The sequence below is a fragment of the Gilliamella sp. Lep-s35 genome (genome assembly GCF_009795845.1).
In the GTDB taxonomy this organism is placed as follows: domain Bacteria; phylum Pseudomonadota; class Gammaproteobacteria; order Enterobacterales; family Orbaceae; genus Gilliamella.
Window position 1 is genome coordinate 16,317 of record NZ_WTEX01000008.1, and the last position, 21,316, is coordinate 37,632.

The 21,316-nt window shown below is 35.7% G+C and carries 18 protein-coding genes; 10 read left to right on the forward strand and 8 right to left on the reverse strand.

Translation table 11 applies throughout. From position 1 onward, the window contains the following. Window positions 1-37: 37 nt before the first annotated feature. On the forward strand, window positions 38-1,189 hold the full coding sequence (locus GQ590_RS05125; protein ID WP_202112883.1) for an HlyD family secretion protein: 1,152 nt from the start codon (window positions 38-40) through the stop codon (window positions 1,187-1,189). After that, window positions 1,186-2,343: an ABC transporter permease gene (locus tag GQ590_RS05130; RefSeq protein WP_202112884.1), complete on the forward strand. Its 1,158-nt coding sequence runs from the start codon at window positions 1,186-1,188 to the stop codon at window positions 2,341-2,343. Before GQ590_RS05125 ends, GQ590_RS05130 begins: the two co-directional genes overlap by 4 nt. 242 nt (window positions 2,344-2,585) lie before the next feature. Here the strand turns inward: GQ590_RS05130 and mobA are convergent, their stop codons facing one another. Beyond that, the gene (mobA, locus tag GQ590_RS05135; protein WP_160405728.1) at window positions 2,586-3,173 is read right to left on the reverse strand and encodes a molybdenum cofactor guanylyltransferase MobA; all 588 of its coding nucleotides are present in this window, start codon (window positions 3,171-3,173) and stop codon (window positions 2,586-2,588) included. Between the two features lie 145 nt (window positions 3,174-3,318). Here mobA and GQ590_RS05140 point away from each other — a divergent pair, with 145 nt between their 5' ends. Both GQ590_RS05140 and GQ590_RS05145 read left to right on the forward strand, forming a co-directional pair. Next, window positions 3,319-3,588: a YihD family protein gene (locus GQ590_RS05140; RefSeq protein WP_065636595.1), complete on the forward strand. Its 270-nt coding sequence runs from the start codon at window positions 3,319-3,321 to the stop codon at window positions 3,586-3,588. 14 nt (window positions 3,589-3,602) lie between these two features. Continuing rightward, window positions 3,603-4,328 carry a DsbA family protein gene (locus GQ590_RS05145; RefSeq protein ID WP_160405729.1) on the forward strand — a complete coding sequence of 242 codons (726 nt, stop codon included), beginning with the start codon at window positions 3,603-3,605 and terminating at the stop codon, window positions 4,326-4,328. 111 nt (window positions 4,329-4,439) lie between these two features. Here GQ590_RS05145 and GQ590_RS05150 read toward each other — a convergent pair whose 3' ends face one another. Next, entirely contained in the window at window positions 4,440-6,407 is a 1,968-nt protein-coding gene (locus tag GQ590_RS05150) for a MacB family efflux pump subunit (RefSeq protein WP_160405730.1), read from the reverse strand. 1 nt (window position 6,408) lies between these two features. Continuing rightward, window positions 6,409-7,599 (reverse strand): efflux RND transporter periplasmic adaptor subunit, encoded by a 1,191-nt coding sequence (locus GQ590_RS05155; RefSeq protein ID WP_202112885.1) that lies wholly within the window; start codon window positions 7,597-7,599, stop codon window positions 6,409-6,411. A 268-nt stretch (window positions 7,600-7,867) separates the two neighbouring features. Here GQ590_RS05155 and GQ590_RS05160 point away from each other — a divergent pair, with 268 nt between their 5' ends. Next, window positions 7,868-8,122: a YfhL family 4Fe-4S dicluster ferredoxin gene (locus tag GQ590_RS05160; protein ID WP_065636578.1), complete on the forward strand. Its 255-nt coding sequence runs from the start codon at window positions 7,868-7,870 to the stop codon at window positions 8,120-8,122. Between the two features lies 1 nt (window position 8,123). Here the strand turns inward: GQ590_RS05160 and ispH are convergent, their stop codons facing one another. The 5 genes from ispH to folE all read right to left on the reverse strand — a co-directional run bounded on the left by ispH (window position 8,124) and on the right by folE (window position 14,218). Beyond that, window positions 8,124-9,071, reverse strand: coding sequence for a 4-hydroxy-3-methylbut-2-enyl diphosphate reductase (ispH, locus tag GQ590_RS05165; protein ID WP_160405731.1), 948 nt, complete (start codon window positions 9,069-9,071; stop codon window positions 8,124-8,126). Between the two features lies 1 nt (window position 9,072). Further along, window positions 9,073-9,546, reverse strand: coding sequence for a signal peptidase II (gene lspA / locus GQ590_RS05170; RefSeq protein ID WP_065636580.1), 474 nt, complete (start codon window positions 9,544-9,546; stop codon window positions 9,073-9,075). Between the two features lie 106 nt (window positions 9,547-9,652). Beyond that, the gene (gene ileS / locus GQ590_RS05175; RefSeq protein ID WP_160405732.1) at window positions 9,653-12,460 is read right to left on the reverse strand and encodes an isoleucine--tRNA ligase; all 2,808 of its coding nucleotides are present in this window, start codon (window positions 12,458-12,460) and stop codon (window positions 9,653-9,655) included. Between the two features lie 37 nt (window positions 12,461-12,497). Beyond that, window positions 12,498-13,436: a bifunctional riboflavin kinase/FAD synthetase gene (ribF, locus tag GQ590_RS05180; protein WP_160405733.1), complete on the reverse strand. Its 939-nt coding sequence runs from the start codon at window positions 13,434-13,436 to the stop codon at window positions 12,498-12,500. Window positions 13,437-13,558: 122 nt separating this feature from the next. Further along, on the reverse strand, window positions 13,559-14,218 hold the full coding sequence (gene folE / locus GQ590_RS05185; protein WP_160405734.1) for a GTP cyclohydrolase I FolE: 660 nt from the start codon (window positions 14,216-14,218) through the stop codon (window positions 13,559-13,561). Between the two features lie 218 nt (window positions 14,219-14,436). Between folE and polA the strand changes: the two genes are divergently transcribed. The 5 genes from polA (at window position 14,437) to GQ590_RS05210 (ending at window position 21,267) form a co-directional block, all read left to right on the forward strand. Then, window positions 14,437-17,205, forward strand: coding sequence for a DNA polymerase I (gene polA / locus GQ590_RS05190; protein ID WP_160405794.1), 2,769 nt, complete (start codon window positions 14,437-14,439; stop codon window positions 17,203-17,205). 280 nt (window positions 17,206-17,485) lie between these two features. Further along, window positions 17,486-18,910 (forward strand): glutamate--tRNA ligase, encoded by a 1,425-nt coding sequence (gltX, locus tag GQ590_RS05195; RefSeq protein ID WP_160405735.1) that lies wholly within the window; start codon window positions 17,486-17,488, stop codon window positions 18,908-18,910. 78 nt (window positions 18,911-18,988) lie between these two features. Further along, window positions 18,989-20,623 carry a YdbH domain-containing protein gene (locus GQ590_RS05200; protein ID WP_160405736.1) on the forward strand — a complete coding sequence of 545 codons (1,635 nt, stop codon included), beginning with the start codon at window positions 18,989-18,991 and terminating at the stop codon, window positions 20,621-20,623. Window positions 20,624-20,634: 11 nt separating this feature from the next. Next, window positions 20,635-20,820, forward strand: coding sequence for a YnbE family lipoprotein (locus GQ590_RS05205; protein WP_160405737.1), 186 nt, complete (start codon window positions 20,635-20,637; stop codon window positions 20,818-20,820). 102 nt (window positions 20,821-20,922) lie between these two features. Next, window positions 20,923-21,267 (forward strand): YdbL family protein, encoded by a 345-nt coding sequence (locus GQ590_RS05210; RefSeq protein WP_160405738.1) that lies wholly within the window; start codon window positions 20,923-20,925, stop codon window positions 21,265-21,267. Window positions 21,268-21,316: the final 49 nt, after the last annotated feature.

Below are 21,316 nucleotides of genomic sequence, written 5' to 3' on the forward strand. Positions count from 1 at the left end.
GGTTATTTTTTATTTAAATAATTAGCTGACTAAATAAATGGAAAATAAGCTATCTATGAATATGAAAAATGCAGAGATGAAAAAAAATATCAAAATCCCACTTATCTTTTTACTCCTTTTAATTTTTGGCTCATTCTTAATTTTCTTAGGATCAAGGAATGATGCCGTAACGGTTGCAAAAAGTATCAAATCGGGAGTATTAACCGCTGACGAAATTAATATTGCCTTTCAAAATGTCGGCGGAAAAGTCACCAAACGTTTTGTGCAAGAATCACAAATGGTAAAAAAAGGTGATCCACTTATGCAGTTAGAAGATATTGATACCAAGCTAGCTATCGATCGCATGCAAGCACTTGTTGATAGCCAAAAGGCCGCAGTTAATCAAGAACAAGCTGCTATCAAAATTACAGAGAATGAAACTAACCTTTCAGAATTATCAACTTGGCGCAAGATTGAAGAAATGCAAGCCAATTTAGAAGCCGCAAAATCTGCTCAATATTTAGCTAACATTGAATTTGATCGCCAAACACAATTACGCAAAACAGGTGGTAACTCACAATCGCAACTGGATAACGCCCGTCATGCCTTTACTGCCGCCAAAATGCAAGTTGTTCAAATCGAAAGTCAATTATCGACTTTAATGATTGGCGCAACACCTGAGCAAATTAGCCAATTTCAGCAAACAAAAAAGGCAACAGGTATGACAATACAATCTATCACTATTGCACGCCAAAAACTCGAAAACCGCAAAAATCAACTTGCCCAAATACAAGCACAACTGGCACAAGGCGAAGCCGAATTAAAACAATTACAGCTCAATAATGAACGGTTAACATTAAAAGCCCCTGAAGATGGCAAAGTATTAAAACTTATGTTTGAAGATGGCGAAATGGTACCCAATGGCGCACCAGCTGTATTATTAGAAACCGATCGTAAATATATCGATATTTATGTAAATGAAAAGATGGTTAATGATTACCAACCAGACACAACTGTTACAGCGAATGTGATTGCGCTTAATAAAGAAGTAAAAGGAAAAGTTCGCTTTGCCACAGCAGCGCCATCTTTTGCTGATTTACGAATGACACGAGAACGAGGACAAGCTGATTTAACTTCTTATCAAGTTAGAATTTATATCGAACCAATACCAAAACTATTAACAGGCATGACACTTGAGGTTGAAAAATGATGCAAAACATCATTAAATCCATTCTTGAAGAGCTCGACGCCATGCTGTCAGGTCACTTTATTCCTTATTATAAAGTCTCGATTGGCTTAGCGGCTATTGTCTCGCTCATATTTTCAATTGTATTAAGCCACGGCGCTGTTTTTGAAGGAAAAATTGCAGTTATTGATCTTGATGGTTCTCATTATTCGACTGAATTAATTAGCAAAGTTAACACATCGCCTTATATTGAAGTGACAGAAGTGATCCGAGCACCCGTAAACCCAATCACTTTAGTGTCCCACGACCGTAATTTAGGTGTTTTATATATTCCTAAAGGTTTAGAAAAAAGCTTAAAAAAAGGCGACAAAACTGTTCGCTTAGGTTATTTTGCTGATGATACCAATGACGCACAAAATGCTAAAGTATTACAAAGCTTAAATGAATACATCCCTGAATTAGGTGCCGAACTCAGTATTGGTAAAGTCGCCGCATTAGGGCTTGGTCACGATGGTATCGAAGCAACTTTATCACCAATGCAGCTTAAAACACGCTACATGTTTAACCCTGCAAGCTCCTCAACCATATCGACAATTATCTATTTTGTTTACTTTTTCTCGTCACTGACTTATGGGTTAACCTCATTAATGATAGTTGGACGCTTAAAAGTCACAGGCATGTGGCAAACCGCAATAGAAAGAGGATTTGTTTCATTATTAGCAAGAACAGTTCCTTATGCACTATTTTACACAACAGCATTAACTCTAATTACAGCCGTACTAGTTATATTTGGACAATTACGCTTTGATGGTAATTATTTTGCATTTGTGCCAAGTGTATTTATGACAGGACTGGCATTTGGTTGGCTAGGATTTTTACTGTCTTGGAAAACCAACAACCCAGGCGAAGGTGCAAGCAAAATGATCTTTCTAGTACCGCCTGGATTTATTATGGGGGGCTCAACAATGGCTGTAGGTATTATGCCGATATGGACTTATTATATTAGCCATGCATTCCCATTAGTTTGGTTATTTCGCTTTTTCCGAGATTTTGCTATGCGAGGACGATCACTAATTGATATGTTTGCGACTTATGGCGCTTTCATTATCTACTTAACGATCATTGCTTTTGTTGTGATGATGTTTGTTGAGCGAGCAAAAAAGACAGAAAAGAACTAATTTTTGTCAAAAACTTTCAGGTAACACCTACGTTTAAGTAAAAATTTGATACAACATCACATCTTTTTTACACTCCTCGGTGAATTTTCACCTAGGGTGAAATTTATTATTGATACCTCCTTTTGTTTTGGAGTATCACAACAATGATTTATAGGGAAACACCGAGTTGTTTGAAAATGTGTTGTCATTCCAATAGAGAATTTTCTACTTTTTTGCTGTACTATTTTAGGGGGTAGTTACAATTATTCATCTTCTTTGTGGTTAAACATATTAAGCTCCTGTTGTGTGTTGATATTGCTAAAACAAACTGCTTTATCACTAAAATCAACTGATTTAGCGCTGATTTGTTCTAAAAACAGCATTAGTTTGCGTCCGCCTTGCTCTAAATAAGCTTGTAGTTGTGGCGTATTTTTTTTATGAATAAGTAAGATAGTTGGATGATGGTGTTGTCCATCATATGGATAAATAGCGCTGTTATTTGCTGTATAAACAGCTAAACGGTCAATTAAATCATCCGGCAAAAAGGGCGTGTCACAACTGACAAATAAGTTCCAATCAGTTTTGCTGCGTAATAAACCACTATAAATACCGGATAATGGTCCACAAAACCCTGCTAGGTCATCACTAAATACAAGATAACCTGTTTTTTGATATTGTTGGATATGACGATTGCAATTAATCATAATTGCGTCAACGTGCGGTTTGATGCGCTCAATGACATGTTGATAAAGTGGCTTTTGATGTAATAATAACAGTCCTTTGTCGTTGCCATGCATGCGGGTGCTTTTACCGCCGGCTAGAATAATTGCTGTAATAGAGGGGTTTTCCATAAATTATTTCTCTTTTACGTTGCGAAAAAACAAAATAACATTACTATATAGCAAAGTTATTGCAAGTCGTAGCGTATCATTTTTTAATGATTGCTTATTTGTCATTATCTTCAAAGGGTTTGAAGATCTATTAAAGGTAACAATTATGAAATGTCATCGTATTGATGAAGTAATGGAATTATTACAATCAGCTTGGGAAGGTGATTCTGACCTGAATTTATTACAATTTTTAGCTAAATTGTCTCAAGAAGCAGGGTTTGACGGCGAGCTAAAAGACTTGAGTGATGATATTTTAATTTATCATTTAAAAATGCGAGGCGCTGATAAGAATGAAGCTATTCCAGGGCTAAAAAAAGATTATGAAGAAGATTTTAAATCTGCATTATTAAAAGCGCGTGGAATTATAAAAGAATAAGGAGAACCATTAATATGAAAAAAACACTTATTGCAATGAGTGTCTTACTTTCTTCTGTAAGTTGTTTTGCAGATGAAGGAAAAACAACAACCAAAGCTGAAGCATCACAAGCAGCTACTGCAAATACACAAGCTCCGATTGAATTAGATAAACAATATATCGTGTTGCCAACTAATCCCTCACCTGATAAAGAAGTTATTGAGTTCTTTTCGTTTAATTGTCCTAGCTGTTTTAGATTTGAAGTTCAAAATCAAGGCCCACAAGCTATTGGTAAGGCTCTACCAAAAGGTGTCAAATTTAAGCGCTACCATTTAGAGAGCTTTGGGCCATTAGCGAAAGAGCTTGCGCAAGCATGGGCAGTGGCGAATGTGCTTGGTATTGAAGATAAAGCTTCTGGTGCACTTTATAATGCCATTCAGAAAGATAAAATAATAAAAAAGGCTGATGATATCAAAGCTGTTTTTGAAAAATTAGGGGTTAGCGGTGAAGATTTTGATAAAACAAAAGAGGGTTTTTTAGTTAAAGCCTTTATGGTACAGCAAGCTGAAGCAATTAAAGAGATGAAACCAGAATCTATTCCTACTGTTATCGTTAATCGTAAGTTTTATATTGTGCCAAATGGGCTTGATATGACTAGTGAAGATGCGTTTATTAATGATTATGCACGAGTGACTGCATTTGTAGCAGGTTTAGATCCTAACGCAAAAATCGTTAAAAAAACGGATTCTGATAAAAAATAGTGCGATTAGCGATAATCAGAATAAGTTAATTGTTTCGTTTTGATATTTAAATCCCTTTGTTCAATATAATGATGCAAAGGGATTTTTTTATTATCGTTAGGATTTTGGTGGTTATTCTCGTTCTAACGCATAAATGGGATCAAGCCTAGCTGCGCGTCTGGCAGGGAAATAGCCAAAAATAATACCGATTATGCTTGAGAAGCTAAATGCTGCAATAATTGATATTGCTGAAAAACTCATCGCAAATGATGTAACAACGGTATTAAAAATAAACCCGATGGCAAACGAAAGTAAAATACCTATTGTGCCACCGATTAAACACACTAATACCGCTTCAATCAAGAATTGTTGTAATATGTCGCTTGAGCGTGCGCCAACAGCCATGCGTACGCCAATTTCGCGCGTTCTTTCGGTGACTGATACTAGCATAATGTTCATTACACCAATCCCCCCAACAATAAGTGAAATTAGCGCAATAGCCGAAACCAATAACGTCATGACCCAAGCTGATGAGTTAATTGTTTCTCGTATATTGTCTGAGTTAAAGATGAAGAAATCTTTTGTACCATGGCGTTTAAGCATAATTTGATTAATTGCTTGTTCGGCAATGGTTAAATCGATATTATCTTTTACTCGTACTGTGATGCTTCTTAACGAGGTTTGCCCCACCATGCGATTAATTACGGTGGTATAAGGTAACCAAATATTTAGGCTTTCATTGCTGCCAAACCCTTGTTGTTGCTTTGTTGCAACACCAATAATCCTTACAGGCAGTTGTCCAACCATTAAAATTTTTCCAATAGGGTTTTGATTTGCAAATAGTCGTTTAACGGTATTTTCATCAATTACCGCATCTTGTGCTGAAGTAATAATGCCTGTTTCATCAAAAGATTTTCCTTGCGAAATGGTATAACCACGTACCGCAAAAAATTGCTCGCCAACCCCATTGACTGTGCCTGTTACCGCTAGGTTGCCAATGCGAAAATAAACACTGGTTGCAAGATTCGGTGTAGTGCTGTGTACAAAACTTTGTTGGGCTAGAAAGTCGGCATCTGATGAGCGTAATGTGGTAATTTTGTCAGCATTACGATCGCCAAAGCCCGAACCTGCATAGATTTCTAGCGTGCTAGTTCCTAATGAATTGATGTTAGATAGGATTTTTTGTTTGGTGCCTTGTCCTAATGCAACAACTGACACGACCGATGCAATACCAATAATAATTCCTAACATTGTTAAGATTGTTCGTAATCGCTGTGAAAGCATTGATAACATCGCCATTTTAAACGCATCACGAAAACGGTAGTATTTTGCTAACAAGTTATCTTGAGTTTTTGTTGTTTTGATTTGTTTTGCTTGGCGATTAGCATCTTGCTCAGTTTGGTAATTAGGATTAATTGAATCAGAAATAATTTTTCCATCACTAATTTCAACAATTCGCTCAGCACTTTTAGCAATATTTGAATCATGCGTGACAATAATAATTGTGTGACCTTGTTGATGCAATTCTCGTAATATTGCCATGACTTCTAAACCACTTTTGTGATCGAGCGCGCCTGTTGGCTCATCAGCTAAGATGATTTGTCCGCCATTAATTAAAGCACGGCCAATGCTAACTCGTTGCTGTTGTCCTCTTGATAATTGGTTCGGTTTATTATGAATTTTATCAGCAAGTCCTAAACGACTTAGTATTTCGCTTGATCTTTTTTGTCGTTGTTCATTAGTGACACCCGCATAAATGGCAGGGATTTCAACGTTTCCTTGTGCAGTTAGTGCGTTTAATAAATGATAACGTTGAAAGATAAAGCCAAAGTGTTCACGTCGTAATTCGGCCTGTTCATCGGGCGACAGTTCACTGGTTGTGCGTCCGTTAATTGCGTAAGTTCCCGATGTTGGTTTATCTAAGCAACCTAGGATGTTCATCAAAGTGGATTTTCCTGATCCTGATGTTCCAATAATTGCCACCATTTCGCCGGCATTAATTGTCAGGTTGATGTTTTTAAGAACTTGTATGGTTGAGTCACCAGCTGGAAACTCTCGAACAATATTCTCAAGTTTGATAAGAGGTATATTATTTGTCATATTAGAATCGAATCCTTGGTGCTCTTATGTTATTACCGATTAAAGCACCATTAGCGCTACTAACGACAATAGTATCACCTTCTTTTACTCCTGATTTTATTTCAACATTGACATTATTATCGATACCTAGAGTGACTTCGTGCTCTTCAATTTCTTTAGATTGATTTAATAGATAAATAATCGCTTTATTATTGCCTAATTTTTTTTGAATAGCTTGAGAGGGAATAGTTAGTACATTTTTTGCTTCAGATAAAACGATATAAACTTGTGCTGTCATTGAAATTCTTAACACATGATCTGGATTGTCTACATCAAATAGTCCATTGTAATAAATCGCACTTTTGGTTGTTGATGAGCTTGATATAGAGTTTGTCTCTGTGTTGATTGACTCAGGAGCGGGTTCTATTGCTCGTAGCGTTAACCCCTCAAAACGCCTATTAGGTTGGCCTAAAATAGTAAAATAAACCGGCATGCCTTTTTTAACGTCAATAACATCGGCTTCAGAAATCTGTGCTTCAATGGTCATTTTGTCGAGCTGCGCGACTTTGACAATCGTTGGTGCACTTTGAACAGAGTTAACCGTTTGTCCTTGATTTACGGGTATAGCAACAATGACACCATCAATCGGTGAACGAATTTTGGTATACCCTAAGTTAACTTTTGCCGTATCTACAGCAACTTGTGCTTTCATAATGTCGGCATCAAGTGCTGCTATATCGGCTTTGATTGCATCAAGTTCTGCTTTTGCTGCATCTAGGTCGGATTGAGCACCAGCCCCTTTATTGACTAGTTTTCGTTGACGGTCGTAAGTTAATTGATAATTAATCAATCTGGCTTTTTTGGCCTCACGTTGTGCTTCTAAACTATTGAGAGAAGCTTCTGATTGTTTTAAATCATTGCTTTGTTTTAGATCATCAATTTCGGCAATCATATCGCCTTGTTTTACTTCGTCGCCCAACTCAACATACAGTTTTTTGATCTGACCAGAAACCTGAGCACCAACACTCACTTGTTTAAAAGCGTTAATTGTGCCATCAGCAAGTACCGTTTTTTCAATATTACTTTTAGTTACAGGCGCTGTAATATAATTTACTGCAGGCTTTGAACTAGATGTGATTAAGTATGCAATATAAATAATTGCAAAGATAATGGTGGCTATAACTAGATATTTAATTTTTATCAATTTTAACAATGTTTTCACCTTTTTATGTTCTTATTGTTATTTTAACATTCTATCGTAATAAACTAAATGTTATTGATAATTATTCTTAACAAACTGTAATGGTTATGAAAATCTAACTCACATACGTTATCACTTTTATGCCAAAAAGCCAGTTTACTCAAAATTTTTACGAATAATTGTGTTGCTTAACAAGCAATAATAGGATCCTAGTTCGGATTTATTGTCGATTGCGCTATAATGTCACAAATTTTTTGTAGTTGATAAAGATAATAAGATAATGGCGTTAAAAATAACCAATAAATGTATTAATTGTGATATGTGTGAACCAGAGTGCCCAAATCAGGCTATTTCAATGGGGTTTGACACTTATGAGATCGATCCCAATAAATGTACCGAATGTGTGGGTTATTATGATCATTCGACTTGTCAGCGTGTTTGCCCAATTCAAAATGCAATTATTGCTGATCCCGAGCATATTGAAACACCAGATCAGCTATTGGCAAAATTTGAATTACTTAAAAGTTCTTCTTAGCTTAGTTTGATTTAACGTCAATTCGTAATTCTTTTGGAATTTCAAAGGTAATGTTTTCTAAAATACCGTCTGTTTCGATTAACGAGGTGCAACCCAAATTTTTTAAATGTTCGATCACGTCTTGCACTAAAATATCCGGAGCAGAAGCACCTGCTGTAACGCCTATTGTTCTGGCGTTAGTTAACCAATTATGATCAATGTCTGAAGCAAAATCAATCAAGTATGCTTGTTTACTGTTGCGCCTTGCTAGTTCAGCTAATCGATTAGAGTTTGATGAGTTTTTAGATCCTACCACTAATACCACATCGGCTTGTGCTGATAATTGTTTTACCGCTTGCTGACGATTAGTTGTGGCGTAACAGATGTCATTTTTACGAGGGCTACGAATATGGGGAAATCGTGCTTTTAAAGCGTCAATAATTTCGGCTGTATCATCTACTGATAACGTGGTTTGAGTAGTAAAACAGAGGTGATTTTCGTTTTTTATTTGTAGTTTTTGTACATCATCAATCGATTCAACTAAATAGATACCTCCTTCAGGGTTGTTATATTGTCCCATAGTGCCATCAACTTCGATATGCCCTGCATGACCAATTAAAATGACTTCTTCACCACGATAACTTGAGCGAGCGACTTCCATATGTACTTTGGTAACTAATGGGCAAGTTGCATCAAAAACACGCAACTGACGTTGCTTTGCTTCTTCTCGAACTGCTTTTGATACACCGTGAGCAGAAAAGATTAAAATAGTATTGTCAGGGACTTCACTTATATCTTCAATAAAAATTGCCCCTAATTCTTTTAATCGATTGACAACGTAGCGATTATGAACAACTTCATGACGTACATAAACGGGCGCACCAAAAAGTTCTAATGCGCGTTCAACAATGGTAATAGCACGATCAACACCTGCACAAAAACCACGAGGATTGGCCAAAATAATCTGCATACTATGCCGCTACCTTCTTCGGTTTTTTATAACTACATAAAATAAATAATCCAATACCTACACAAATGGCACAGTCAGCGATATTAAAGGTTGGATAATGCCAATCACCAAAATTAACATCAAGGAAATCAATAACAAATCCATGGTAAAGACGGTCAAATAAATTTCCTAATGCACCACCAAGAATTAGTGATAAAGAAAAGTTCTCTAATTTTTGTTGGCGAGTACTGCGGTATAACATATGTACAATTACTGCACAGATAACCAAGGCAAGAATGGCAAGCATTGTACGTTGACCTTCAAAAATACTAAAAGCTGCGCCAATATTACGCACATAAGTAATTGAGAAGAAAGGTAAAAGGTTTACTGATTCAAATAGAAAGAAGTTATTTATAATCCAAAACTTACTTGCAATATCTATAATAAATACAACCATTGCTAATAGTAACCAGTAAAGTCCATGATCTTTTTTCATATAAGTTCGTGCTCATTATTATATTTCCGCCGACAAATTGCCGGCGGAAAATGGGGATATTTTTTATAGCGCTAAATCTTAGCGCTATTATCTGTTTTGATTTTTATTATGCAAAATGTCTAACTTCACCATTACCGTGAATGTTTTGTTCACAACGTTTACATAAATGCGTTGTTGGTTCATTGTCTGTTGTATAATGCCAACAACGAGGACATTTATCACCTTGCGCTTTAGCTAATTCAATTTTAAGGCCCTGAATATCACTTTGCACGGCATTTGCTGGTGCTGTTTGTAACGGTTTTACACTCGCTTGCGAGGTGAGTAAAACAAAACGTAATTCGTTTTCTAACTTAGTTAAGGCGTTAGCAATCGCTTCATCAGCATAAAGCGTAACTGCTGCTTCAAGCGCTCCACCAATTACTTTATCGTTACGACCTTGTTCTAGGACTTTATTTACTTCACTACGAATCGCCAAAATTTGCGCCCAATATTCACTATTTAATGCTTCGCTATCTGATAATGTAAATAGTGAGTTATACCACTCGTCTTCAAACACAAATTCTGATTTTTGTAAGCTAGGTAGATATTGCCAAATTTCATCGGCAGTAAATGATAAAATAGGTGCAATCCAACGAACTAATGCCTGTGCAATATGGTATAACGCAGTTTGGCAACTGTGGCGTGCGATACTATCGCTTTTTGCTGTGTATTGACGATCTTTAATGATATCTAAATAGAATGATCCCATTTCGATTGAGCAAAATTGCATAATACGTTGTACGACTTTATGGAAATCATAATTTTCATAAGCTTGAACAATTTGCTCTTGTGCTTCTTTTGCCATACTAACCGCCCAGCGATCAAGGACAACCATATCTTCTGGTTTTACCATATCTTTAGCTGGATCAAAGCCATTTAAATTCGCTAATAAAAAGCGTGCAGTATTACGAATACGACGATAACTATCGGCTGAACGTTTGATAATTTCATCCGAATAGTTCATTTCGCCAGAATAATCTGTTGAGGCAATCCATAAACGTAAAATATCGGCACCAAGTTTATTCATTACATCTTGTGGAGTAACGATATTACCAAGCGATTTTGACATTTTACGGCCTTGTCCATCGACAACAAAACCGTGAGTTAACACTTGTTTGTAAGGTGCTTTGTTATCAATTGCTGTTGATAACATTAATGAAGACATAAACCAACCACGATGTTGATCTGATCCTTCTAAGTACATGTCAGCTTCGTGTCCTTCAAATTCAGGTCGAACACGCACCACTGACGAAAATGTCGATCCTGAATCAAACCAAACGTCTAGCGTGTCAGGCACTTTGCGATAATTTTCTGCATCCAAACCAAGTAGTTCTTTGATATCGGCATCCCACCATGCTTGAATTCCTTTTTGTTCGACTAATTTGGCAACTTTTTCAACCAGTTCTAGCGTATTTGGGTGCAGTTCTTCGGTCTCTTTGTGGACAAATAATGTCATTGGAACGCCCCATGTACGTTGTCGAGAAATACACCAATCAGGGCGATTTGCTACCATGGTTTCAATACGCGCTTGTCCCCAATCTGGAATCCAACGAACTTGCTTAATCTCTTTTAATGATTGCGCCCTTAAACCTTGTTTATCCATGCTGATAAACCATTGTGGTGTTGCACGATAAATCACCGGTGTTTTATGGCGCCAACAGCATGGGTAACTGTGTTCAATATTTTCAAAATGTAATAATGCATTGTGTTCTTTTAATATTTCAACTACCACTTTATTGGCTTTGAATACAAATAAACCATCTAACCCTGCGCCAGTTCCTGGTAAGTAGCAACCATTACCACCAACAGGATTTGCCACTTCTAGACCATATTTTTGACCTACCATAAAGTCTTCTGTACCATGGCCTGGTGCGGTGTGCACTGCGCCAGTACCCGCATCAATTGTGACGTGATCGCCAAGTACAATAGGTTCATCAAAATCAAGGAATGGGTGTTTGAAGCGTAATAATTCAAGTGCATCACCTTGGCAACTACCTAAGATTTTCCAATCACTGATATTTGCGCGTTTCATCACAGCTTCAACTAAATCAGCAGCTAAAATTAAGCACTCTTTATCATTGATTTGAACTAATTGATATTCAAATTCAGCATTTAAAGCAATCCCTCGGCTAGCAGGTAATGTCCAAGGGGTTGTTGTCCAAATAACGGCATAAATAGTTAAGTTTGTTGTGATGCCAAATTTATTTGCTACAGCTTGATTATCAACCGCTTTAAATTTTACATCAATGGCTGGTGATGATTTGTCATAATATTCTACTTCGGCTTCGGCCAATGATGACATACAATCGGTACACCAATAGACAGGTTTAGCTCCTTTAACTAAGTGGCCATTTTTAATTACTTTACCTAAAGCGCGAATAATATTGGCTTCGGTATCATAATTCATTGTAAGGTAAGGGTTTTTCCAATCACCAAGTACACCCATGCGAATAAAATCCGCTTTTTGTAGTTCAACTTGTGAAGCTGCGTAATCGCGGCAAATTTGACGAAATTCAGCAGGTGTTACTTTTACACCTGGTTTACCAACTTGCTCTTCCACTTTTTGCTCAATAGGTAGACCATGACAATCCCATCCTGGAATATACGGGGAATCATAGCCACTTAAGCTTTTTGATTTGATAATAATATCTTTGATTATTTTATTAACTGCATGACCTATATGAAGTTTTCCGTTTGCATAAGGAGGACCATCATGCAAAATAAAAGCTTTTTTGCCTTTTTTTACTTGTCGGATCTTTTGATAAAGTTCTTTATCGTACCAGTTTTGCAACATAGCTGGTTCACGTTTAGCAAGATCACCTCGCATCGGGAATCCAGTTTCCGGTAAATTCAATGTGTTTTTATAGTCTGTCATGCTGATTTATTCCAGTTAATTTTGTTGATACTACTTTTTAATTAGTTAATTGTGCACTGATCTTTTTCGCAGTGCAAACGTCTCGTGCAATTTGTTGTTTCAAATCGGCTAATGAATCAAATTTTTTCTCGTCACGCAATTTTTGTACAAAATTCACGTCTAAATATTGTCCATAAATATCGCCTGAAAAGTCAAATAGATTCACTTCTAAAATTGCTGTTTTTCCATGAATCGTTGGTCTTATACCTATGTTGGCAATACCATGATAATGCTGATTATTACAGATATTTTTAACTTTAACAAAATAGACACCTTGTAATGCCGGTTTTTTGCGATGTAAATGGATGTTAGCAGTTGGAAATCCCAACTGTCTTGCTAAAGCATTACCATGTATTACTCGCCCCTGAATTGTATAATTTCGTCCTAAAAGGCAATGCGCTAATTCAAAGTCGTTATTTAATAGCGCTTGACGTACAGCGGTGCTGCTAATTCGTAAGTTATTCCAAACATATGTCGGCATACTTTCAACGGAAAAGTGGTTATTGTGCGCGTATTGCTGTAGTAAATTAATATCTCCTTGCCGTTTAAATCCAAATCGAAAATCGTCGCCAATAACAATATATTTAGCTTGCAATTTGTTAATTAACCAATCTTGGATAAAACTATCAGCAGGCATATTGGCAAAAGTTTGGGTAAACGGAATTACAATAATGTAGTCGATACCTAACTTTTCAATAAAAATGACTTTTTCTTGAAATGACGTTAGCCGTGATGGTGCATTATTAGGGGTAAAAAACTCTAATGGTTGCGGTTCAAATAGCATTACCACCGTTGGTAAATTTAAGTTTTTACCTTGCTTAATTAGATGGTTAATCAGTTGTTGATGCCCTAAATGCACACCATCAAAATTCCCTAATGTTAAAACACATTGAGAAAACTGATTTTTAAAATTTGCTATACCGCGGATAATCTTCATGAAAACAATGTTATTTATACTAAATAGCCAAGAATTATACCAATCTTTCTTGAAGATGCACGTAATATAAAACAGCTTTTTTCGTTGAATATTTTGTTTTTGTGATAGCTAATATCAAATAATTAATAATGGTTTAAAGCGCGTAAAAACTCTTGCCTTGTGCTTGGGTTCGTTTTAAATCCACCGCCCAAGGCTGTTGTTGTTGTCATACTGCTTGAGTCTTTAATGCCTCTTGCTTTTACGCAATAATGAGTTGCATCAATTGAAACAGCAACATTAACGGTTCCAAGTAAAGTTTGTAGAGCAACTAAAATTTGCTGAGTTAACCTTTCTTGTACTTGCGGTCGTTGTGAAAAGAATTCTACAATACGATTGATTTTAGATAACCCAATCACTTTATCTTTGGGGATATAAGAAACCGTTGCTTTGCCATCGATAGTGACAAAATGATGCTCACAAACACTGGTTAAAGTAATGTCGCGAACGGTTATCATTTCGTCTACTTGCATTTTATTTTCGATTAATGTGATTTTTGGAAAATTTTCATAATAAAGACCAGAAAATATTTCATCAACATACATTTTTGATACTCGATGAGGAGTTTCAGCTAAGCTGTCATCAGTTAAGTCAAGTTCCATGAGTTTCATAATTTCACGAAAATGCGCTTCAATTTTGCTTTTACGCTCACAATTATCCATGGCTAAACGGCAGGATGGCGTTTCAAGGTTTTTAGCAGCGAGTGCCTCTTTAACTTTTTGCGCAGCAAGACTTAATTCTGTCATTATCAAATACTCGGACGAAAATTGATGAAATATTATATAACAGTTATAAGGCAATATACAGTTTTTTGCTTGTGGTTTTATATTGAAACAGATAGTAGCTAGTAGTAGCTAGTAACCTGAAACTTCTTTACACTATAATTATTAGTGATGATAAGAATATTATGGCTAATTAAGGTATACTGTTCACTATCGTGTTGAATAATGATTGAGTAACTATGATGTCAAACAAAACGCCGATTATCTTAATTGATGGATCTTCTTATCTTTACCGTGCTTTTTTTGCATGCCCACCGTTAACTAATGCCAAAGGCGAACCCACAGGGGCTATTTTTGGTGTGATTAATATGATTCGTAGCCTGCTTAACCAATACAATCCTACGCATATTGCTGTGGTTTTTGATGCTAAAGGTGGTTCTTTCCGTAACGAGATTTATCCTGAGTATAAAGCAACTCGTGAAGCGATGCCTGAAAATCTTCGCCCTCAAATTGAACCCATTCATACTATTTTAAAAGCTATGGGGTTACCTCTACTTTGCATTGAAGGCGTTGAGGCTGATGATGTAATTGGTACATTAGCTAGACAAGCAGAAAAAGAGAATTTAGATGTATTAATTAGCACTGGCGATAAAGATATGGCGCAATTGGTGAGCGATAAAATTACCCTAATTAATACTATGAATAATACGGTACTTGATCCACAAGGGGTGATAAACAAATTTGGTGTTCCCCCTGAAAAGATTATTGATTATTTAGCTTTAAGAGGCGATTCATCCGATAACATACCCGGTGTACCTGGTATCGGTGAAAAAACGGCTCAGGGTTTATTAGCTGAGTTTGATAGCATAAAAGATATTTATAATCGATTGGATGATATCGAAAAATTATCAATCCGAGGTGCGAAATCATTAAAACAAAAATTAATTGATAATCAAAATGAAGCCGAACTTTCTTATTTACTGGCGACTATTAAAACCGATGTTAAATTAGATTTTACTAATGAACAACTGATGGTGAGTAATATTGATATTAATGCACTTGCTGAATTATTTGATAATTATGGATTTCATCGCTGGCAAAAAGAGTTAATGTCTGGCAATTTTTTAAAACAGTTATCAGCTTTTGATATTAAAGGTGAGGTGCCTCTATTTTCTAATGATGAATCATCACTAGAAAATAAAGAAATAGATTATCAATGCATTTTAACTCATGAACAACTAGATAATTGGGTTGATAAATTAAAAAATAGTCAACAATTTGCTTTTGATACTGAAACAAACAGCGTTGATCATGTACATGCAAAATTAGTTGGGATTTCATTTTGTATTGAACCTCATCAAGCTGCTTATGTACCGCTTTCTCATCACTATTTAGGGGTTCCCAAACAATTATTGCTTGATGAAGTTTTAGCAAAACTAAAACCGGTGCTTGAAGACCCGGCAATAAAAAAAATAGCCCAAAATGCGAAGTTTGATTATAGTGTGTTTGCCAATTATGGCATAACCGTGCAAGGTATTGCATTTGATACGATGCTAGAATCTTATGTATTAAATAGCACAGAACGCCACGATATGGATAGTATGGCTAAACGCTATTTAAATCATAAAACGATTACTTACGATGAGTTGACTAAAATTGATAAAAAGCAGTTTACTATTGATGAAATCGAGGTGGAAAAAACCACACAATACGCAGCTGAAGATGCCGATATTACCTTTCAATTGCATAATAAATTATGGTCAACACTTGAAAAAAATGAAAAACTAACCAAGCTATTTTCTGATATAGAAATGCCATTAGCAATTGTAATTGCTGAAATGGAAAGGACTGGTGTGCTTGTTGATGCTAAATTGCTTAATGAATATTCTCAAGAAATTAGCCAAAAATTACAAGAAACCGAAGCTCAATTACAATTATTTGCTGGCGAAAAATTTAACCCCGCATCACCTAAGCAGATTCAAGCGATTTTATTTGATAAACATCAATTGCCTGTTTTAAAAAAGACGCCTAAAGGCGATCCTTCAACCAGTGAAGAAGTGTTAAGTGAACTGGCTAATGAGTATGCATTACCAAGGATGATTTTGTTTCATCGTGGACTAGCTAAACTTAAAAATACCTATACCGATAAATTACCTTTAATGATTAGTTCAAAAGATGGGCGAATACATACTAATTATAATCAGATTGGTACGATAACAGGTCGATTGTCATCAAATGATCCTAATTTGCAAAATATTCCCGTTCGTAATGAAGAAGGGCGTCGAATTCGACAGGCTTTTATTGCGCCAAAAGGCTATAAGATTATTTCTGCTGACTATTCACAAATTGAATTGCGTATTATGGCGCATCTATCAGAAGATAAAAGCTTGCTTAACGCTTTTGCCAACGATAAAGATATTCACCGTGTAACAGCGAGTGAAATTTTAGGTAAAACTGAATCTGAAGTGACTTCTGAAGAGCGAAGACGAGCTAAGGCCGTCAATTTTGGTTTGATTTATGGTATGAGCGCCTTTGGTTTATCTAAACAAATTAATGTACCTCGTAAAGAAGCGCAGTTTTATATTGACCGTTATTTTGAACGTTACCCTGGTGTTCAACAATATATGGAAGAGACTCGACAACTAGCTACCGAGCAAGGTTATGTTGAAACCTTATCTGGGCGTCGTTTATATTTATCAAAAATCACTTCAACCAATGGTATTGAGCGTCGAGGTGCTGAGCGAGCAGCGATCAATGCCCCAATGCAAGGTACCGCCGCTGATATTATTAAAACAGCGATGATTAAAGTAAGCCAATGGATAAAAAGCTTACCAGTTGGTCATATTAGAATGGTTATGCAAGTACACGATGAGTTGGTATTTGAAGTAAAAGAAGAATGGGTTGAGCAATATCAAAATCAGATAAAATCAATCATGGAAAATTGTTATCAACTATCTGTACCATTAAAAGTGGATGTTGGTGTGGGTGATAATTGGGATGAAGCCCATTAATCATACTAAATCAATACGTAATAAATCAGCCTTAAACAAATAGCTAAAGGCTGATTTTATACTTAAACACGTCTTTTCCTGAAACTTTTTCACAAATTATATATTAACTTTCTAACATGAATCGAACTATTGCCGAAACCTTTAGGCATGTTAGAATAAGCAACTAAAATGAATGAATATCAAAATGTTATTCTATTAATTGATATTGTCGAATTAAAAAGAGTGCAAATCACTGCATTACAGTATTTGCCCTCATTTCTGTTTTTATTAGGATTATTTCATGAAAATTAAAACCCGTTTTGCGCCTAGTCCAACTGGCTATTTGCATGTAGGCGGTGCACGAACTGCACTTTATTCTTGGTTATATACTCGTCATGCAAAAGGCTCATTTGTTTTGCGTATTGAAGATACAGATCTTGAACGTTCAACGCCTGAAGCAATTGAGGCAATCATGGAAGGGATGAATTGGTTAAAATTATCATGGGATGAAGGACCTTATTATCAAACTAAACGTTTTGATCGCTATAACCAAGTCATTGATGAAATGTTAGCCAAAGGCACAGCTTATCGTTGTTATTGCTCTAAAGAACGTCTTGAAAAATTGCGTGAAGAACAAATGGCGAAAGGCGAAAAAGCGCGTTATGATGGGCATTGCCGCTGTGATTCGGTACAAAAACAGCATTCACACAACGAGCCTCATGTTGTTCGTTTTGCTAACCCAATTGATGGTGTTGTGATTTTCAATGATTTAATTCGTGGTCCGATTGAAATCGCTAATAAAGAGCTTGATGATCTTATTATTCGCCGCACTGATGGTTCACCAACTTATAATTTTTGTGTGGTTGTCGATGATTGGGATATGGAAATTACTCATGTAATTCGTGGTGAGGATCATATTAATAATACACCTCGCCAAATTAATATCTTAAAGGCCTTAGGTGCACCATTGCCTGAATATGGGCATGTATCAATGATTTTAGGCGATGATGGGCAAAAATTATCTAAACGTCATGGGGCAGTTAGTGTAATGCAATATCGTGATGATGGTTATTTACCTGAAGCATTACTTAATTATTTGGTTCGTTTAGGGTGGTCTCATGGCGATCAAGAGATATTTTCTGTTCCGGAAATGATTAGCTATTTTTCATTAGATGCCGTGAGTAAATCAGCCAGTGCCTTTAATACCGAAAAACTACTTTGGCTAAATCACCATTATATTAATCATTTAGATGCCGATTATGTGGCTCAACATTTAGTCTGGCATATGAATCAGCAAGGCTATGATTTAGCAAAAGGCCCAGATCTGATTACTATTATTAAGTTATTTGGTGAACGTTGTAAAACACTTAAAGAGATGGCTGAATCATGTTCTTATTGCTATCAAGATTTTGATGATTTTGATGCAGAAGCAGCTAAAAAACATTTACGCCCAGTCGCCAAAGAGCCATTAGAAACAATTAAAGCAAAAATTGAAGCTATTGCTCAATTTGATTGGCAAATTGATAAAATTCACCATGCTATTGAGGCAACAGCAGCCGAGCTTAATATTGGTATGGGCAAAATAGGAATGCCATTGCGTGTTGCGGTAACAGGTATCGGGCAGTCGCCATCGGTTGATGCCACTGTTTTTGCGGTTGGTAAAGCCCGTACCCTTGCTCGAATTGATAAAGCACTAGCTTATATCGCCCAACGAGAACAAGCATAATAAGAGCAGTATCATTTTATTGCCAGATAATATAGTAATCTGGCAATCCCCTTCCTTTGCTTAGTTGAGAGTTTAGAAATGGCTCGCTTAAAAAAACGCTATTGGATTTTACTCAGTATTGTACTAATCATTATGCTATTGAGCTTATGTGTAAGGCAATATTGGCTATCATTAAAAGATAAATACCAGCTATCGGCAGATTGGCATGGTGTCAGTGTGAGCTTTAATGGCTTAGCTATTGATGAAATCACTGTCTCTCAACCATCAAAATACTCACTAACAGCAAAAAACTTGCTGATTTCATTGTCGCAGTTATCAGCTAATGAACTTAATATTCACTGGCAATCAGACGATAAAAAAGTAATAGATACTACTCAAAAAGAAGTGGTTGAAACGCTTGATAAAAACTTTAATCAGGACGTTAACCAATCTGATGATGCGTCATTCATTTCGACAATACTTTATTGGTTACCATCAAAAATTCATATTGATTCGTTAAGATTTTATACACAAAATAACGAGCAATTTAACGTGAAAATTGATATCACCAAACAGCAAGAAGCAATACAGTTGGTCATGTCAACCAATAGCCAATACGTTGCGAAACTATCAGCTAATTTACAATTTAATACCACTGTTAATACAACAGAGCCACGTATTGATATACAAAATGGACTTTTTACCACAACAGTAAACCAATTTGGTATTGAAAATGGGCAACTAACTTTACCGTTTAGTGGTTGGGTTAACCGTAAACAGTTAAGTTTATCAAGTTTAAATGATGCTTCTATTAGTTTAGTTAAAGCTAGTCTTTCTGATGATCTTATCTTAGCTGATTCATCTGGTAATTTAACCTTTCAAGTTGAATCGGCCATTCCATTTGACAACAATCAACTATCTGCCACAACACAGCTTGTTATTAATAAACTCAATGGTATTTATAAAACCAGCGAAATAAAATCTGCGACAGGTAATATTAATCTTGTTGTGAAGAATAATCAGTTTACTATTTCGAGTCCAGCGTTGAATATACAAGAAGTCAACATGGGGTTATCTTTTGAAAAGATCAAATTAGTTGGAAAGTATTTTGCTTCAATTAATGCCCCCGATAAGGGAACCATTAGCTGGACTAAAGCCCAAGCGAGTATCTTTTCTGGCCTTATCTTTCTTGATAAAAACAAGTTGAATTTAGCAAAATTACCTCAACAATTAAATTTAAAGATAAAACAGATACAACTAAAAGATATCTTTACTCAATACCCAGCAGAAGGGTTAGCTGGCAGTGGGGCGATCGATGGTAACTTACCGATTATATTATTGGCTAACAAGAAAAAAGGTGGCACGATCATCGAAGCGGTTATAAAAAAAGGCCAATTAATTACCACTAAAGATGGATATTTACAATTTGAAAACTCAGCACTTAAAAATTATGTACAAAGTAACCCGAATATGAAAATACTCGCTGATATTATTAAAAATTTTCATTATACTAAGTTATCAGGAACGGTTGATTATGCCAATGATATTGCCAAACTAGGATTAAATATTCAAGGAAGTAATTTAGATGTTGAAAATGGCAAGGCAGTGAATTTAAATATCAATCTTGAAGAAAATATCAGTAAATTACTTATGAGTTTACAGCTATCTGATCAAGTTAGCGAGCCTATTCGTAAACGTATTGAAGCACATTTAAAAAGGAAATCTTCAAAATAAGAGGTTATTTTATGGTACGAAATGTTATGGTAATTATGGTATTAGCTGGAACGTTAATCGGATGTTCGCCTACTGTCAAAGTTCAAGCACCGAGCGAACCGATTAATATCAATTTGAATGTAAAAATAGACCATGAAATTAATATTAAGGTCGATAAAGCATTAGATAATATTATCAATAAATCAGGATTATACTAGATTGATCGATTTGATTGTGTAACACAAAATACGTGGTATTAAAAATTTTTGTTATTCATATTTAAATTAATAAAATATGATGTACTCATTAAGGAGTTTATTATGACTATCTGTAAAAAAGCAATAATAATATTATTATCAACTGTTTTATCTTTTTCTGTATTTGCATTAAATTTAGAACAAGCAATTGATTCATTAAGCCAAGCCAAAGCACAAGGTATTGTCGGTGAACAAGCTGATGGCTATTTAGGTGTAGTAAAAAACGAAGGTAACGCTTCTGAAATTGCACAACTTATTAATCAAGCTCGTAAAGAACAGTATCAAAAAGTATCAGCTGAAAGTAATGTTCCTTTAAATGAAGTAGAAAAAAAGGCCGGTAGTAAAGCGCAAGAAAAGACCCCTGCAGGGCAATATATTAAGCGACAAGGCCAATGGTTAAAAAAATAATTAACGCTTTTATTGTGTATTAATAATGTGTATGCTGTTTATTTAAATA

Bases quoted from the DNA above. Each gene is read 5' to 3' on its own strand.
- GQ590_RS05125 (WP_202112883.1), top strand. From the start codon at position 38: ATGGAAAATAAGCTATCTATGAATATGAAAAATGCAGAGATGAAAAAA.
- GQ590_RS05130 (WP_202112884.1), top strand. From the start codon at position 1,186: ATGATGCAAAACATCATTAAATCCATTCTTGAAGAGCTCGACGCCATG.
- mobA (WP_160405728.1), bottom strand. From the start codon at position 3,173: ATGGAAAACCCCTCTATTACAGCAATTATTCTAGCCGGCGGTAAAAGC.
- GQ590_RS05140 (WP_065636595.1), top strand. From the start codon at position 3,319: ATGAAATGTCATCGTATTGATGAAGTAATGGAATTATTACAATCAGCT.
- GQ590_RS05145 (WP_160405729.1), top strand. From the start codon at position 3,603: ATGAAAAAAACACTTATTGCAATGAGTGTCTTACTTTCTTCTGTAAGT.
- GQ590_RS05150 (WP_160405730.1), bottom strand. From the start codon at position 6,407: ATGACAAATAATATACCTCTTATCAAACTTGAGAATATTGTTCGAGAG.
- GQ590_RS05160 (WP_065636578.1), top strand. From the start codon at position 7,868: ATGGCGTTAAAAATAACCAATAAATGTATTAATTGTGATATGTGTGAA.
- ispH (WP_160405731.1), bottom strand. From the start codon at position 9,071: ATGCAGATTATTTTGGCCAATCCTCGTGGTTTTTGTGCAGGTGTTGAT.
- lspA (WP_065636580.1), bottom strand. From the start codon at position 9,546: ATGAAAAAAGATCATGGACTTTACTGGTTACTATTAGCAATGGTTGTA.
- ileS (WP_160405732.1), bottom strand. From the start codon at position 12,460: ATGACAGACTATAAAAACACATTGAATTTACCGGAAACTGGATTCCCG.
- ribF (WP_160405733.1), bottom strand. From the start codon at position 13,436: ATGAAGATTATCCGCGGTATAGCAAATTTTAAAAATCAGTTTTCTCAA.
- folE (WP_160405734.1), bottom strand. From the start codon at position 14,218: ATGACAGAATTAAGTCTTGCTGCGCAAAAAGTTAAAGAGGCACTCGCT.
- polA (WP_160405794.1), top strand. From the start codon at position 14,437: ATGTCAAACAAAACGCCGATTATCTTAATTGATGGATCTTCTTATCTT.
- gltX (WP_160405735.1), top strand. From the start codon at position 17,486: ATGAAAATTAAAACCCGTTTTGCGCCTAGTCCAACTGGCTATTTGCAT.
- GQ590_RS05200 (WP_160405736.1), top strand. From the start codon at position 18,989: ATGGCTCGCTTAAAAAAACGCTATTGGATTTTACTCAGTATTGTACTA.
- GQ590_RS05205 (WP_160405737.1), top strand. From the start codon at position 20,635: ATGGTACGAAATGTTATGGTAATTATGGTATTAGCTGGAACGTTAATC.
- GQ590_RS05210 (WP_160405738.1), top strand. From the start codon at position 20,923: ATGACTATCTGTAAAAAAGCAATAATAATATTATTATCAACTGTTTTA.